10 protein-coding genes, 1 pseudogene and 1 riboswitch are annotated in these 14,454 nt (G+C 69.7%); of the genes and pseudogenes, 5 read left to right on the top strand and 6 right to left on the bottom strand.

All coding sequences use genetic code 11. The features are described from left to right. Positions 1-49: 49 nt before the first annotated feature. The 4 genes from ESZ52_RS17170 (at position 50) to ESZ52_RS17155 (ending at position 3,852) form a co-directional block, all read left to right on the top strand. Positions 50-1,372, top strand: coding sequence for a nucleotide sugar dehydrogenase (locus ESZ52_RS17170; protein WP_131105992.1), 1,323 nt, complete (start codon positions 50-52; stop codon positions 1,370-1,372). Next, on the top strand, positions 1,369-2,517 hold the full coding sequence (locus ESZ52_RS17165; protein WP_131105991.1) for a DegT/DnrJ/EryC1/StrS family aminotransferase: 1,149 nt from the start codon (positions 1,369-1,371) through the stop codon (positions 2,515-2,517). The genes ESZ52_RS17170 and ESZ52_RS17165 overlap by 4 nt, the downstream gene beginning before the upstream one ends. 1 nt (position 2,518) lies before the next feature. After that, positions 2,519-3,517 carry a Gfo/Idh/MocA family protein gene (locus tag ESZ52_RS17160; RefSeq protein WP_131105990.1) on the top strand — a complete coding sequence of 333 codons (999 nt, stop codon included), beginning with the start codon at positions 2,519-2,521 and terminating at the stop codon, positions 3,515-3,517. Positions 3,518-3,645: 128 nt separating this feature from the next. Beyond that, entirely contained in the window at positions 3,646-3,852 is a 207-nt protein-coding gene (locus ESZ52_RS17155) for a hypothetical protein (protein WP_425600025.1), read from the top strand. Here ESZ52_RS17155 and ESZ52_RS17150 read toward each other — a convergent pair. From ESZ52_RS17150 to ESZ52_RS17125, 6 genes and pseudogenes are all read right to left on the bottom strand, one after another. After that, positions 3,849-5,476: pseudogene (locus ESZ52_RS17150) on the bottom strand (IS1634 family transposase). The gene ESZ52_RS17155 and the pseudogene ESZ52_RS17150 overlap by 4 nt on opposite strands. A gap of 167 nt (positions 5,477-5,643) precedes the next feature. Next, positions 5,644-8,622 carry a glycosyltransferase gene (locus ESZ52_RS17145; protein WP_131105989.1) on the bottom strand — a complete coding sequence of 993 codons (2,979 nt, stop codon included), beginning with the start codon at positions 8,620-8,622 and terminating at the stop codon, positions 5,644-5,646. A gap of 6 nt (positions 8,623-8,628) precedes the next feature. Continuing rightward, complete coding sequence (locus ESZ52_RS17140) at positions 8,629-9,924, bottom strand: SGNH/GDSL hydrolase family protein (RefSeq protein WP_131105988.1); 1,296 nt, start codon at positions 9,922-9,924, stop codon at positions 8,629-8,631. Further along, positions 9,921-10,808, bottom strand: a complete 888-nt coding sequence (locus tag ESZ52_RS17135; protein ID WP_131105987.1) for an MraY family glycosyltransferase — start codon at positions 10,806-10,808, stop codon at positions 9,921-9,923. Before ESZ52_RS17135 ends, ESZ52_RS17140 begins: the two co-directional genes overlap by 4 nt. Beyond that, on the bottom strand, positions 10,805-12,631 hold the full coding sequence (locus ESZ52_RS17130) for a nucleoside-diphosphate sugar epimerase/dehydratase (RefSeq protein ID WP_238154704.1): 1,827 nt from the start codon (positions 12,629-12,631) through the stop codon (positions 10,805-10,807). The genes ESZ52_RS17135 and ESZ52_RS17130 overlap by 4 nt, the downstream gene beginning before the upstream one ends. Positions 12,632-12,775: 144 nt before the next feature. Then, the gene (locus tag ESZ52_RS17125; RefSeq protein WP_131105986.1) at positions 12,776-13,051 is read right to left on the bottom strand and encodes a DUF4235 domain-containing protein; all 276 of its coding nucleotides are present in this window, start codon (positions 13,049-13,051) and stop codon (positions 12,776-12,778) included. A 39-nt stretch (positions 13,052-13,090) separates the two neighbouring features. Then, positions 13,091-13,197: riboswitch (TPP riboswitch) on the top strand. A gap of 1 nt (position 13,198) precedes the next feature. Between ESZ52_RS17125 and ESZ52_RS17120 the strand changes: the two genes are divergently transcribed. Next, positions 13,199-14,365, top strand: a complete 1,167-nt coding sequence (locus ESZ52_RS17120; RefSeq protein WP_131105985.1) for a thiamine ABC transporter substrate-binding protein — start codon at positions 13,199-13,201, stop codon at positions 14,363-14,365. Positions 14,366-14,454 lie beyond the last annotated feature (89 nt).

Raw genomic sequence — 14,454 nt, 5'->3', positions numbered from 1 at the left:
TCGATCTGTTGACTCGTGCAGCGTCTTCACAATCCTGGAGGTTTGACCCTTGATTACTGCAGTCGTCGGCTTGGGTAAGATCGGCCTACCGCTCGCCGTGCAGTTTGCATCTGCTGGGCATGAGGTCATTGGGGTCGACATCGATTCGCGGCAGGTACAACAAGTAAATCAAGCACTCGAGCCCTTCCCCGGCGAGGAGGGCTTACAGGACAAGTTGGCCGAGCTGGTGCCCGCCGGCAAGCTACGCGCGACGACCGACTACGCCGACGCCGTCCCGCAGGCGGACGCGGTGGTGATCGTGGTGCCGCTGTTCGTCGACGAGGAGACTTGGGAGCCCGACTTCGCCTGGATGGACAGCGCGACCCGGTCGCTCGCTGAACACCTCACGCCGGGCACGTTGGTCTCGTACGAGACGACGCTGCCGGTCGGGACGCTGCGGTCGCGCTTCGTGCCGATGATTGAGGAGATCTCGGGTCTGCAGGAGTCGCGCGATTTCTACGCGGTGTTCTCCCCCGAGCGGGTGCTGACGGGCCGGGTGTTCGAGGACCTGCGCAAGTACCCCAAGCTCATCGGCGCCATCAGTGAGGCGGGGGCCGAGCGGGCGCGGGAGTTCTACGAGTCCGCACTGACCTTCGACCCGCGTCCGGACCTGCCGCGGCCCAACGGGGTCTGGGACCTGGGGTCGCCCGAGGCCTCCGAGCTGGCCAAGTTGGCGGAGACGACCTACCGGGACGTCAACATCGGGCTGGCGAACGAGTTCGCCCTCTTCGCTCAGGACCACGGCATCGACGTCTACAAGGTGATCGAGGCCTCGAACTCCCAGCCCTACTCGCACATCCACCGGCCCGGCATCGCCGTGGGCGGCCACTGCATCCCCGTCTACCCCCGCCTCTACCTCTCGACGCACCCCGAGGCGGACACGGTGCGCACCGCCCGCAAGCTCAACGCCTCCATGCCGGCCCGCCTGATCGAGCGCGCCGTCAACCAGCTGGGGGAGCTGACGGGGATGCGCGCGGCAGTTCTCGGCGCTTCCTACCGGACCGGCGTCAAGGAGACCGCCTTCTCCGGCGTCTTCGCGGTCGTCGAGGAGCTGCGCCGGCGCGGCGCCACCGTCGCCGTGCACGACCCCTACTACAGCGACGAGGAGCTGACCGGCTTCGGCTGGGAGCCCTACGCCGTCGGTCAGCCCGCTGACCTCGTGGTCATCCAGACGAACCATCCTGAGTATGCCGAACTGACCAGCGCGGACGTTCCCGGTGTAAAGCTGGTAATCGACGGTCGCAACATCACCTCGTCCACGAACTGGCCCGCAGTCCCCCGGATGGTCCTCGGCGACGGCTCCGTCGCTGCATCCGACAACGCGAGCTCATGAGACAAGACGCCCCCATCGACCAGGAGTCGCTCAGCGTGCCCACTGAACGCACCTTCATCCCCCCGGCCAAGCCGATCATCGGCCAGGACGAGCAGGACGCCGTCACGCGCGTGCTCGCCTCGGGCATGGTGGCCCAAGGCCCCGAGGTGGCTGCCTTCGAGCAAGAGTTCGCCGCCGCACTGGTCGGTGGCCGCGAATGCGTCGCGGTCAACTCCGGCACCTCGGGTCAGCACCTTGGCATGCTGGCGCTCGGGCTGAAGCCGGGAGACGAGGTCATCGTCCCGTCGTTCACCTTTGCCGCGACGGCGAACTCGGTCGCGATCACGGGGGCGGTCCCGGTGTTCGTCGACGTGGACCCGGAGACCTTCACCTTGGACCCGGCGTGCGTGCGAGAGGCGATCACCGACCGGACGGTCGGGATCCAACCCGTGCACCTCTACGGCCACCCGGCGCCGATCGACGACATCGTCACCGTGGCCGCCGAGCACGACCTGTGGGTGTTCGAAGACGCGGCGCAGGCCCACGGGGCCATCTGGGACGGTCGGCAGGTCGGATCCTTCGGGGACGCCGCCATGTACTCCCTCTACCCCACCAAGAACATGACCTCCGGTGAGGGCGGCATGGTGGCCTGCGGGAGCGCCGAGATCGCCCGGACGGTGCGTCTGCTGCGCAACCAGGGCATGGAGAAGCAGTACGCGAACGAGGTGGTCGGTCTGAACAACAGGATGACCGACATCCACGCGGCCATCGGGCGGGTCCAGTTGCAGAAGTTGCCTGGCTGGACGGCTCGGAGGCAAGAGCTCGCCGGCTTCTACGACGCGCATCTTGAGGGTGTCGTCGTCCCCGTGGTGCGTGACCGAGCCACGCACGTGTACCACCAGTACACGGTCAGGCTCGAAGGGGCGAGCGCCGCTGAGCGTGACCGTTTTGCGGCCGCGCTGCGCGAGGAGCACCAGGTGGGGTTCGGGGTCTACTACCCGACCCCTGTGCACCGCCTGGCCACCTATCAGGAGGACATCGAGCTGCCGGTGACCGAGATGCTTGCCCGGGAGGTGCTCTCGCTGCCCGTGCATCCCAGCGTCAGCGACGAGGACAGGGACCGTGTCGTCGAGGCCGTGAACGCGGTCGCCAGGGGCGGTGCCTGACATGGCCCGGAACCTGCGCGCCGGGCTGATCGGGCTGGGCATGATGGGTCGTCACCACGCCCGCAACCTCAGGGCTCTCGAGGGGGTCGACCTGGTGGCGGTGGCCGACCCTGGTGGGGACGTGCACGGCACAGCCCCCGACCTCGACGTGCTCCCGGACGCCGAGTCGCTCATCAAGGCCGGCATCGACTACGCGGTCGTGGCCGTGCCCACCCAGTTCCACCGCGAGGTGGCACTGACGTTCGCCGACGCGGGCGTCCACTGCCTGGTGGAGAAGCCCTTGGCCTTCGACATCGGCGAGGCCGAGGAGATCGCCCGCGTGTTCGAGCACAAGGGCCTGGTGGGTGCCGTCGGCTATATCGAGCGGTACAACCCGGCCCTCCAGGAGATGCGCCGGCGCATCGCCGATGGGCAGCTGGGCCAGATCTACCAGATCAGCACCCGGCGCCAGGGCGCCTTCCCGGACCGCATCCACGACGTGGGTGTGGTGAAGGACCTGGCCACCCACGACCTTGACCTGACCACCTGGGTGGCGCAGTCGCCCTACGCGACCGTGGGTGCGGTCTCGACGCGGCGTTCGGGACGGAACGACGAGGACATGGTGTCCATCGCGGGGCGTCTCGCGGACGACACGATCACCAACCACATGGTGAACTGGCTCTCGCCGTTCAAGGAGCGGATCACCGTGGTGACCGGCGAGAAGGGGGCCCTGGTGGGGGACACCATCAAGGCGGACCTCACGTTCCACGCCAACGGCAAGGCGGACACAAATGTGTGGGAGACCATGGCTTCGTTCCGTGGTGTCAGCGAAGGGGATTCGGTGCGGTACGCGCTGCAGCGCACCGAGCCGCTGCGGACCGAACACATCGCCTTCCGCAACGCCGTCCTCGGTGACCCCTCGGATATCGTCACGATGCGTGAAGGCCTGCACACGGTGCGGGTGGTGGAGGCGGTGCTGGAGTCCGCGCAGGCCGGTCGGACGGTCTCGCTCTCCTTCTGACCAGGGAGGTGTTACCGGCGACCTGACGCCGAGCCCTCGGCGACGGCTGTGCGGTCATACACCTCGGCATACGAACGGACCTCACGTTCCACGCCAACGGCAAGGCGGACACAAATGTGTGGGAGACCATGGCTTCGTTCCGTGGTGTCAGCGAAGGGGATTCGGTGCGGTACGCGCTGCAGCGCACCGAGCCGCTGCGGACCGAACACATCGCCTTCCGCAACGCCGTCCTCGGTGACCCCTCGGATATCGTCACGATGCGTGAAGGCCTGCACACGGTGCGGGTGGTGGAGGCGGTGCTGGACCTGAGTTGGGTCAAAAGGCTTAGTGCCTAGGTCGCGCCGTTCTTGAGGTCGTTGAGGACGGCTTGATCGCTGGAGCTGAGGGCTGGTGGCAGGGTCTGGACGGCGCCGTTGGCCTCGATGGTGGCTGAGCGCAGTGGGCGGATCTGGCGCAGGAATCGGCGCAGGGACAGTCCGGTCCGGGCCTGGACGGTGCGAGCGATCGCCAGGGCGGTGAACACGATGGTCAGGTGCGCCTCGATCGAGTCGCGTCGTCGGGCGAACAAGGGACGGGCTCGCAGGTCGCTCTTGGACATCCGGAACGTTTGCTCCACGTGCCATAGGTCTCGGTAGGAGTCGATCACCTCGGCCGCGGGCAGGGCCGTGGCCGGGATGTTGGTGACGAAGCCCTTGAGCCCGGCCAGCCGGCGGGCTCTGGCCAGCGCCGCTTCGTCCAGGACCAGGCCGTCGCTCTGGGTCTTGACGAACCTGGGGGTGCGGGCTGGTTTGTCGCCCTCGATGGCCGCGCGGGCTCGGTTCTCCTGGGCGGTGAGGGTCTTGTTGTCCCTCGCGAACCGCTTGGCCGAGTAGGACCACACCGCCCGCCAGGAGCTGGGGTGCTGCTCGGGGTCCCAGGCCGGCTCGCGACGCAGGGCGGGGTCGTTGTCGGTGTTCTTGCCGACCTTGGGGGTCACGGTGTCGATGATCTGGCCATCGGTGAACGCATCCCCGTGCCAGCGGAAGTGAGAGATCAGGTCGATCGGGGCCTTGGCGGTCTTGGACCCGACGATGAAGGTGTGCCCGGCCTCGTCCAGGGCTCTCAGGTTGGCCGCGGACAGCATCCCGGCATCCGCGACAACGACCAGGTCGGTGATGCCGTGCCGCGCGGCGAACGCCTCGATGATCGGCACGATGGTGTGGGTCTCGGCCTTGTTGCCCTCCCAGCAGCCGATCTCCAGAGGGAAGCCGTGTCGGTCGACCAGCAGGCCGACGATGATCTATGGGTCGACCCGACGCTCCTTGGAGTAGCCGACCTTGCGCAAGGCGTCTTCCTCGGCGGCTTCGAAGTGCAGCGTGGTCACGTCGTACAGACACAGCGACACGTCTCCGCTGGCCCGGGCGTGCTGGAAGCAGAGCTCGGCGATCTGGTCACGGTAGGCCCGTCCTGGCAACGGCCCAGCGTGCGTTTGCGGGTCGACAGGCTCGCCGAGGTCCGGCCCAGGTCGGCCAGCACCCGGTCGACGTCCAGCAGGCTGGTCGGCTCCACCACCCGGGCGATGACCAGGTCGCGGAACACCTCATCCTCCAGGGCGTCGAGGCCCAGGTCGGTGTACACCCCGGCCAGGGCGTCATACAGCACCGCCGAAGACGTGCGCAGCACCTGCGGCGCGGCCACCACCGGGCGCCGTGCCGGGACGGTGGCTGGCTCGTCGAACAGCGTCTGGGTCGGGGCCGGCACCATGGCCGCCCTGGTCACCGGCAGCGACAGTCCCAGGTCCAGCTGCCCCTGGGCGTCGTCCTCGAGCAGCTTGCGCGCCCGATCCATCAGCAGCCCGAGCTCGGTCTCATCGTGCGCCGACCCCACGTGCCGCACGATGCGCCGCCGCCCGCCCACGGACTCGGCGATCTGCACCGCGGTCGCACCCGAGGCCGTCCGCACCCGCCGAATCCACGCCATCACCCGATCCTAGGGCCCCGGTTAGTGCCTAAACGACGCACCAAGCCACTACATCACCGCAGGTCACAGCCCCGCGCCCCGAAGAATCAGCGACTTGTGACCCAACTCAGGCTGGAGTCCGCGCAGGCCGGTCGGACGGTCTCGCTCTCCTTCTGACCAGGGAGGTGTTACCGGCGACCTGACGCCGAGCCCTCGGCGACGGCTGTGCGGTCATACACCTCGGCATACGAGCGCGCTTGAGCGGCCCAGGTCAGTGCGCGGGCGGCCTCACGGGCGCCGCTCGCTGCATGAGTCCGCCGCTCCGGATCACTCATCAGGACGAGGGCGTCAGCCAACGCTCCGGGGTCCTCCGTCGGCGAGAGGACTCCGCACCCCTCGGAGACGACCTCGGCCAGCACCGGCAGGTCCGAGGCGATGATCGGCTTCCCCGCACCCATGGACTCAGCCAGCTTCAGCGGCGGCACCAGGCGGGTGACCTCGAAGTCTCGACGGGGGATGGCGACCACGTCGAGAGCGTCCAGCCAGGCCAGGGCCTGGGGGCGGGGCAGCCGGCCGGGCAGGTGGACGACGTCGTGGAGACCGAGGTCAGCGACTCGGCGATGCAGGGCGGGCCAGGCCAGGCCGTCACCGACGATGGCGGCTCGCACGTCGAGGCCGCGGTCGCGAGCGATGGCCACTGCGTCCACGAGGTCCTCCATGCCCTCGTAGTGGACGACCGAGGTCACGGCGCCCACCCAGAGGCCCTCCGTGGGCAGCCCCAGGGCCCGCCGAGCAGCAGCAGGTTCGACGTCGCGCTCGAGCAGGGCCGACTCGATGCCGTTGGCCACCACGGTGATCCGCTCGGGGTCGACGCCACGGGCGGCCAGGTCGGCCTTCATGGTCTCGGACAGGGTGACGACATGGTCGGCCTGGGCGGCGAGCTCGGCCTCGCGCTCCCGCCACGCCAGGTAGCGCTGGGAGCGCAGCGGGTCGGGGACCCCGTTGCGAGCCCGCCCCGAGGCCCAGGTGCGCTCCAGCTGGCCGCGGACCTCGTGCACCCACGGCAGGCCGAGCGCCCGGGCGGCGGCCTGGGCGGCCAGGGCATTGGGGTAGTGCGTCGTCGAGTGCAGGTGCGTGGCCCGGTGCCGCTCCGCCAGCTTCACCAGGTGCTGGGCCCAGACGTCGACCCGTTGCGCCTCGCCAGGGGGCAGGGCTGGGGGCACGCACCGGTGGTAGGAGATGCCGTCGACGACGTCCACGCTGCCAGCGAGGACCTTCCCGATCGAGACGGGGTAAGCCGGTCGGGTCATCGCCGTCACCGCTATCCCGGCGTCCCGCTGCGCGGTCAGGATGGCGTGGGTGCGCAGGGTGTAGCCGGACCTGGTGTGCGGCAGGGAGTTGGTCAGGACATGCAGCACTCGCGGTTCGGGACCGGGCTCCCACGAGCGGCGTGCACCCGGCAGTGGCCTCGGCCCACCGGACAGTGCCTCGATGTCGCCCAAGACCTTGCCGCGCAGCCGCTGGGAGAGGTTGCCTTGCCGGGCCAGTCGGTCGGCCTGGTCGAGGTCGCCGACCAGCCACGCCCACCGGGCCCGATGGGCGTCCGGCGCGCTCGCCGCCGGGGCTGTCCCCGCGTGCACCGCCAGCGTCCCGGCAAGGGCACCCTGCGTCCCCAGGCCCGCAAGCCGCTGTCGCGCCTGCTCCGGGCGGTCCAGCAGCAGCTCGCCCCACACCCCGAGCACCCCCGTGGGCCGGCGCGTGGCCCAGCGCCCGAGCCGGGAGCGCACTCCCGTCGGTAGCCGGCGCCCCGCCTGCACCGTCAGCCAGGCAAGGTCGTCGCGAGCCATCGATGCGACGGTCCCTCCGGCGGTCGTCAGGTGTCGGGCCTGCTGGGCCAGCAGCCGCAGCCCGCGCGGTGGCGCCTCGTCGTGCCGGGCGACCACCTGCGTCAGATTCTCGAGGTATGCAGCCGCCGTCCCGGCCTCGTGCGCGTGCTCTCGCGCCCAGGCCTGCATCCCTTCTCGGTGCGGCTCGTGCCGGTGCTCCGCCAGGAGCCGCCACTGCTCGGCCAGCGCTCGGTCATCACCCGGCGGGACGGTGAAGCCGGCCCCGGTGTCCGCGATGATCTCCTCGGTCTCGCCCGTGGCCACGCCCGACACGTGCATCCCCAGAGCCAGCGCCTCATACAGCTTGGAGGGCACGGCCCAGGCCAACCCGGGCCAGTTGCGCAGGCTGACCAGCAGGGTGTCGGCCCAGCGATAGTGCTCGGCGACCTGCTCGCGTGGGACCGGCCCGACGAACTCGACCGGGACGCTGAGTTCTCGTGCCACCGATACCACCGACGCCATCCTGGCGCCGGTGCCGACGATGCGCAGTCGGGCACGGGTCCCGTCGGCGGTGACGCGCGCCACGGCACGGACGGCGGTCTCGAGGTCCTGGGCGCGGCCCACGGTCCCCACGTAGACGATCTGCAGGACATCGGCGGCAGACCGGCTACCCGGTCGGATCGCCTCGAGCCCGGGGAGAGGATGATAGGCGTTGCGGACGACGGCGACGCTCCGGACGCCCCGTCTCTGGAGCACCTCGGCGAAGCGTGCCGTGGTGCTGATTACCAGGTCCGCCCGTGCCTGCAGCGTCTTGACCCCTGCTGCGGCCAGCTGCACGGCATACCCGCGGATCCTCTGCCGTGGTGAGGGGGCTCTCGGAAGGGTGTCCGTGACCAGCTCTGGCCAGGCATCGCGCATCTCCAGAACCAGCGGTCTCCCCAGCAGCCTCGCCACTGCCCAGCCGGCTGCCAGGCTTGGCAGCGCCGGGGCAGTGGCGACCACCACGTCAGGCGCGATCTGTCGGCGCAGCCGCCAGGCGATCAGCACGCTGTGGCCCGCGGCGAGCACCTGGTCCACCAGGGTGGACAGGGTGGACGTGGACGAGGGGCACCACAGCACCCGGTGCACCCTTTCCCCGTGCTCACCCGGCGCGGCGCTGCCCACCCTGGTGACCTCGGCCGGTGCTCCGGGGAGCAGCTGGCCAAGGGGGTAGTGCGGCGGCGGTGCCAGCACGTCCACTTCGTGGCCGTGAGCGCGGAACTCCCGCACGAGCGCGGACCAGCGCAGCTGCGGAGCGCCGACCTCTGGGGCGTAGTGGTGGGTGAGCAGCAGGATGCGCATGCGGCCTCAGCGCGACCTTGTGGTGCCCGGCCCCACACTGGGCTCCGTCGGACGTGCCGACGGCGGGGCTTCGTCGGTCGGTTCGGGGTCAGTTGGTTCGGGCTCGGTCGGCTCGGTCGGATCTGTCGGCTCGGTCGGATCGGCAGGATCAGTGGGGTCGGGCGGGTCCGGCGTGGGGGTGGGCGTAGGGGCCGGCGGCGGTTGGTAGGGCGGTGGCTGGTACGGGGGAGGTTCGTACGGCGGAGGGTTGGGGGGCTGGTACGGCGGAGGGCCCGGGTCCACGGGAGGGAGCTCGGGCTCGACCGGGGGCAGCTGCGGTTCGGGCTGCGCCGCGTCGGTCGGCTGCTCAGGGGAGGCCTGCGGGGCCACCGGTGCCTGCGGGATGTCGCCCAGGACCGACTCGTGGACGACCTGGGCCCAGCGCTCGCCGCCGAAGATGTTCACGCTGAGCGGGTCGCGGGTGGAGACGGTGGTCCAGGTGAGGCCTTCGTCATCGAAGACCTGGGCAACGTCGACGATCGGAGCCTCGGCGTCCTCGGCCCACTCACGGGTGGTCTGCACCGTCGGCTCGACGCCGTCGGTGCGCTGCGGAGCGACGACCACCCAGGCCTCGGCGTCGGGGAACTGCTCGCCCAGGGAGTCCCACAGGGAGTCCAGCTCGCCGGTGAGCTCGTCCGGGCTGCTTGAACGGCCGAAGTTGAGGAGCACCAGATCCGGCTCCTCGGGGGCGAGGAGCGGTAGGCGCTCGGCGGCGTAGCCCGGGGTCCCGCCGACCAGGCTGGCGTTGTAGAGGGCGATGCGGGACTCGCCCGCGCCCAGCTCGACCGGCGGGTTGTACTGGGTGGGGTCTGCGGCGGTGGGGGAGTGCAGCTCCACGAGCCGGTCGGTGGCCAGCATGCGCGACCACGCGCCGACCCAGTCGTTGGGGTCGGTGCCGGTCTGGTCCCCGAGGACCAGGACGGTGAGGTCCTCACCGTCCTCGTAGCGCTCCATGACCGTCGGGGGATCCGGGTCCTCGGTCGGCTCCTGGGTCGGGGGCGCCGTGGTGACGCCGGCGTCGTCCGGTGGAACGGTCGGTGCGGGTGCCGTCGTCACGACCGGGTCGTCAGCGGGCTCCTCCACGGCGAACGGGTCGTCAACCTGCAGAGAGTCGAGCGGGTCCTCCCACTCGCCGCGCAGGGTGTCCCACCACCCGGAGAAACCCCGCTCGGAGATGCCGATCGCGACGACCGTCACCAGCAGCACGTTGGCGACGATGAGCACCAGGCCAAGCCCTGTCGTCTTCGCCCGGGAACCCTTCACAACACACCATTCTGCCCGACGAGGAACGCGGCGGACGCACCCACCGACAGAGCCAGCACGGCGAACAGCGCGGCAACTGGGATATGTCCCCAGCCAGGACGGCGCGAGAGCCTCTGATAGAAATGCTCCCGATGGGCCTCGGTGAGGCGTTCGCCTCGCGCCGCCCGCCGAACCAGCGTCAGACCGGTGTCGAAGAGATACGGGACCATGGCCGCAATGACCACGAGCGGATAGCCGCCCCCGGCCTGCTCGTGCATCAGGGCGAGCGTCACAAACCCACCGAAGAGGTAGCTGCCGCTGTCACCCAAAAACATCCGGGCACGTGGCAGGTTCCAGGGAAGAAACCCGAGAGCGCCGCCAAGGGTGAGCGCCGCCAGGATGACCGCGGCGCTGGTGCTGCCTGCAAAGAGGACGATGACGGCCCAGGCGCTCATCGTCAGGGCGGTGATGCCGTTGATGCCGTCCATGAAGTTGACCGCGTTGACCAGCACTGGCATTGCGATCGCGCCGAGCAGGGCAGTCCGGTAGTCACCGATGAGCGACCCTAGAGCCGCGCCGGCAAAAGCCTGCGCTACGAACCGGACCAAGGGCCCGATGTCGGTGGTGTCGGCGGCCAGCCCCAGCATGGTCAGCGCGAGCACGCCGACGAGGGCGACCAACGGCATTTCGGCACCAAGGGAGTGGGCCGCTGTGCTGCATCCCAGAACGCCCCCCAGAACGGCCAGACCTCCGCCGCGCAAAGTGGGCTGCACGTGTGAGGAGCGATGGCTGGGATGGTCGATCACCTGCCAGCGGTGCAGCAGCGTCATCGTGAGGGGTGCGAGCACAGTGGTCAGCAGCAGGGCGCCCACCCCCAGCAGGAGCACCTGAGCCAGGTCGATCATGCTCCGGTGAGCGTGCTTTCGCCGCCGTCCCTGCGCTTACGGCCGAAGATGGGCTGCTGCTCCCGGTGCGGGGCGATCCCCACCACCTCGTCGGCACGGGCACGCATCCAACCCACGAGCTCGCGGGCGTCGGCGAACGCGGTCGGGAGCACTTGCGGGGCGAGGGGTGGCACCTGCACCGAGCGGACCAGCTCGTGGTCGGTGGGTCGCGGGTCGTCCATACCGAAGAGGTCCTCGGTGAGCTTCTCGGCCCGCCTCAGGCCGGTGCGCTCGATCCGGATGTCGGTGCGGCCCGAGAGGCGGATCAGGGTGCGGGCGAGCTCCTCGATCCGCACCGGCGAGCCCATGTCCAGCACGAGTACGTCGCCGTCGGAACCCATTGCCGAGGCCTGCATGACCAGCTCGCACGCCTCGGGGATGAGCATAAAGTAGCGCTCGACGTCCTCGTGGGTCAGGGTCACCGGACCCCCGCGGCGGATCTGCTCGGTGAAGGTCGGCACCACCGACCCGCGGGAACCGAGCACGTTGCCGAACCGCACCGAGACGTAGCGCCCCGGCTGGGTGAAGGCGAAGTATGCGGTGAGGCGCTCTGCCAGGCGTTTGGTGTAGCCCAGCACCGCCACCGGCCGGGCGGCCTTGTCGCTGCTGATGTTGACGAAGGTGCCGACGCCGCTGCGGGCGGCGGCCCGCAGCACGTTGAGGGTGCCCAGCACGTTGACCTGCCAGGCCTGCCGGGGGTGGGTCTCCAGAAGGGGTAGGTGCTTCAGTGCGGCGGCGTGGAACACGACGTCGGGACGGTGCAGCGTGAAGACCTCGTCTAGCTGATCCACATCGGTGATGTCTGCCAGCACCAGGTCACCGTCGGTCATCAGGCTGCGGCCCTTGATCGATAGCTCGGTGCCGTGCAGTCCCGACTCGTCCCGGTCCAGCATCACCAGCCGGGCGGGCCGGAAGCGGTGGATCTGGCGGCACAGCTCCGAACCGATCGACCCACCGGCCCCGGTCACGAGGACCACCTTGCCGGTGATCTGTTCCGCGATGGCGATCTGGTCCAGCTGCGTTGCCCGGCGGCCCAGCAGGTCCTCCAGGTCGATGTCCCGAAGATCCGAGACCTGGGGGTCGGCGTGCAGCAACCGGTCCACGGTCGGCAGCACCTTGACGACCAGGTCGTTCTCCTCCGCCAGCTCGTTGATCTCGCGCATGAGCTCGGCGCTCGCCTGGGGGATCGCCACGACCAGGTGGGTGGCCTCGTAGCGCTGGGCGATCCGGGTGATCTGCTCACGGCCACCACGCACCCGCACACCGTCGATCTTCAGCTTCCGCTTGCTGCGGTCGTCGTCGATGAGGGCGACCGGGCGGAAGTCCGACTCGACGTCTGCCACCATGTTGGAGACGAGGCGGCGCCCCAGCACCCCGGCGCCGTAGATGATGACGTTGTTCTCCACATTGCGGCGCACGGCCTTGCGAGCCCGGTAGGAGCGCACGACGAACCGCAGGGCGAGCATGATCATCAGCGCGATGATGCCGGCTGAGGCGGGCACCGAACGGGGCACGACGTAGGGCTGGAGCCAGAGCGTCCACACCGCGAGGCTGACGGCCGTGATCGCCGCAGCCCGGACGAGGGCGAGGACCTCCTCGAACGACCCCCGGGCGTGCTTGACCAGGTAGGGCCCCAGCACCATGCCGACGAGAATCTGAATCCCCCCAGCGGTGCCCGCGACGATCCAGCTATCGACGACGAATGCACGCTCGTGGTTGTACTCGAAGCGCATCCACGTCGTCACCAGGACGGCGCAAACCCAGACCAAGCCGTCGCCAACCATCCAAAGGACACGCTTCAGCGGCTCCGGGAGTCGGCGTGACGATGCCATGCACGAGCCTCACAACTGTGTCAGTGACGGGACAGTAGTAAATCTTCTCAGACTTCCGTCACAGGACACAGTTGGGATGGATCCCGCCACTGACGCTCAGGCTTCGTCAGCCACCTGCGCGCGGCTCTTGCCCTGGCTCTTGGACAACACCTTGGTGGCCTGACGGTTGGCCAGCATGCGGGCCAGCGCCACGAGGGCGCCAGACAGGACGGCGAAGATGACCGCTTCCTTGATGTCGATCTCTGGGTCGTCCGGGTTCTCCGGCACGTCCTTGCCGGTGACGAACGACCACGTGCCGTCGGTGGCCTTCTTGGCGACCATGCTGGCGAGGAGGGCTGCTCCGGCGGTGACGACTTTGGCCGTGATGTTCATGGGTCCTGATCCTGCCACAGGGGTGTTAGTGTCGTCGGACGGAACCGACAGGGGAGCGCCACCGGCGCTGAGAGTGCGGCAGCAGGCCGCAGACCCTTGAACCTGCCCCGGCTAGCACCGGCGAAGGAAGTCGAAGGAGAGAGACGCATGCGGCATACCCGTGCCCTGGCCCTTGTGGCCGCCCTGACCCTGACCACCACCTCGGCCTGCACCGTTGCAGGGGGTGAGGACGAGGCCGCGGAGCCCACCACCGCGCCCGCGCCCGCGCCGCCGCCGGTCGACACGGGTGAGGCTTCTGCCGATGACGGGACGTCCACCGACGCCGCGACGGAGGAGGGGACCCCGAACGGCCCCGGCACGGTGACGCTCATCGCCCACGACTCGTTCTACCTGCCCGACGAGCTGGTCGCCGCCTTCGAGGCCGAGACCGGTCTCGACCTGCAGATCCAGAGCGCGGGCGACGCGGGGGCCATGGCCAACCAGGTGGTGCTCACCGCCGGCAGCCCCGTGGCCGATGTCGTCTTCGGCATCGACAACACCTTCGCCGCCCGCGTCATCGAGTCCGACGCGCTGGAGGGCTACACGCCCGAGGGCCTGCCCGAGGCGGTGGCCGAGCACGACCTGGAGGGGCCGAGCGCGGCATACCTGACACCGGTCGACTACGGCGACGTCTGCGTGAACATCGACAACGTGTGGTTCGCCAACCAAGGCATCGCCCCGCCGCAGACCCTGGCCGACCTGGTCGAGCCGGAGTACGAGAACCTCTTCGTCACCCCCGGCGCCACCACCTCCAGCCCAGGGATGTCCTTCCTGCTCGCCACCATCGGCGAGTTCGGGCCCGGCGAGTGGCAGACCTACTGGGAGGAGCTGATGGCCAACGGCGCGAAGGTCACCAGCGGCTGGACCGACGCCTACACCGTCGACTTCACCGCCGGCGGCGGTGGGGGCGACCGGCCGATCGTGCTGTCCTACGCCTCCAGCCCTCCGTCCACCATCCCCGAGGGCGGCTGGCAGCCGTCCACCAGCGCGCTGCTGGACACCTGCTTCCGGCAGGTGGAGTACGCCGGCGTGCTCGCCGGCGCCGACAACCCCGAGGGTGCACGGCAAGTCGTCGACTGGCTGCTCTCGGAGCCGGTGCAGGCCGCGATCCCGGACGCCATGTACATGTACCCGGTCAACGACCAGGTCGTCCTGCCCGACCTGTGGGCGCAGTGGGCCGCCGTCGCCGACGACCCGATCGTCGTGCACCCCCAGCAGATCGAGGCCGAGCGCGAGACCTGGCTGCGCGAGTGGGCGGATATCTCGGCGGGCTGATCGTTGCGGTCGCCGTTGCGCCGTGCAAGGCCGCCGATAGGTGTCGGGGATCGATCCCGCTGTAGGTGGCTGAAGGCGGTGACCCTCTG

Source organism: Ornithinimicrobium sufpigmenti, assembly GCF_004322775.1.
GTDB lineage: Bacteria > Actinomycetota > Actinomycetes > Actinomycetales > Dermatophilaceae > Ornithinicoccus > Ornithinicoccus sufpigmenti.
Note: the sequence above shows the minus strand (reverse complement) of the source record. Positions and strands in the feature narration are given on the sequence as shown.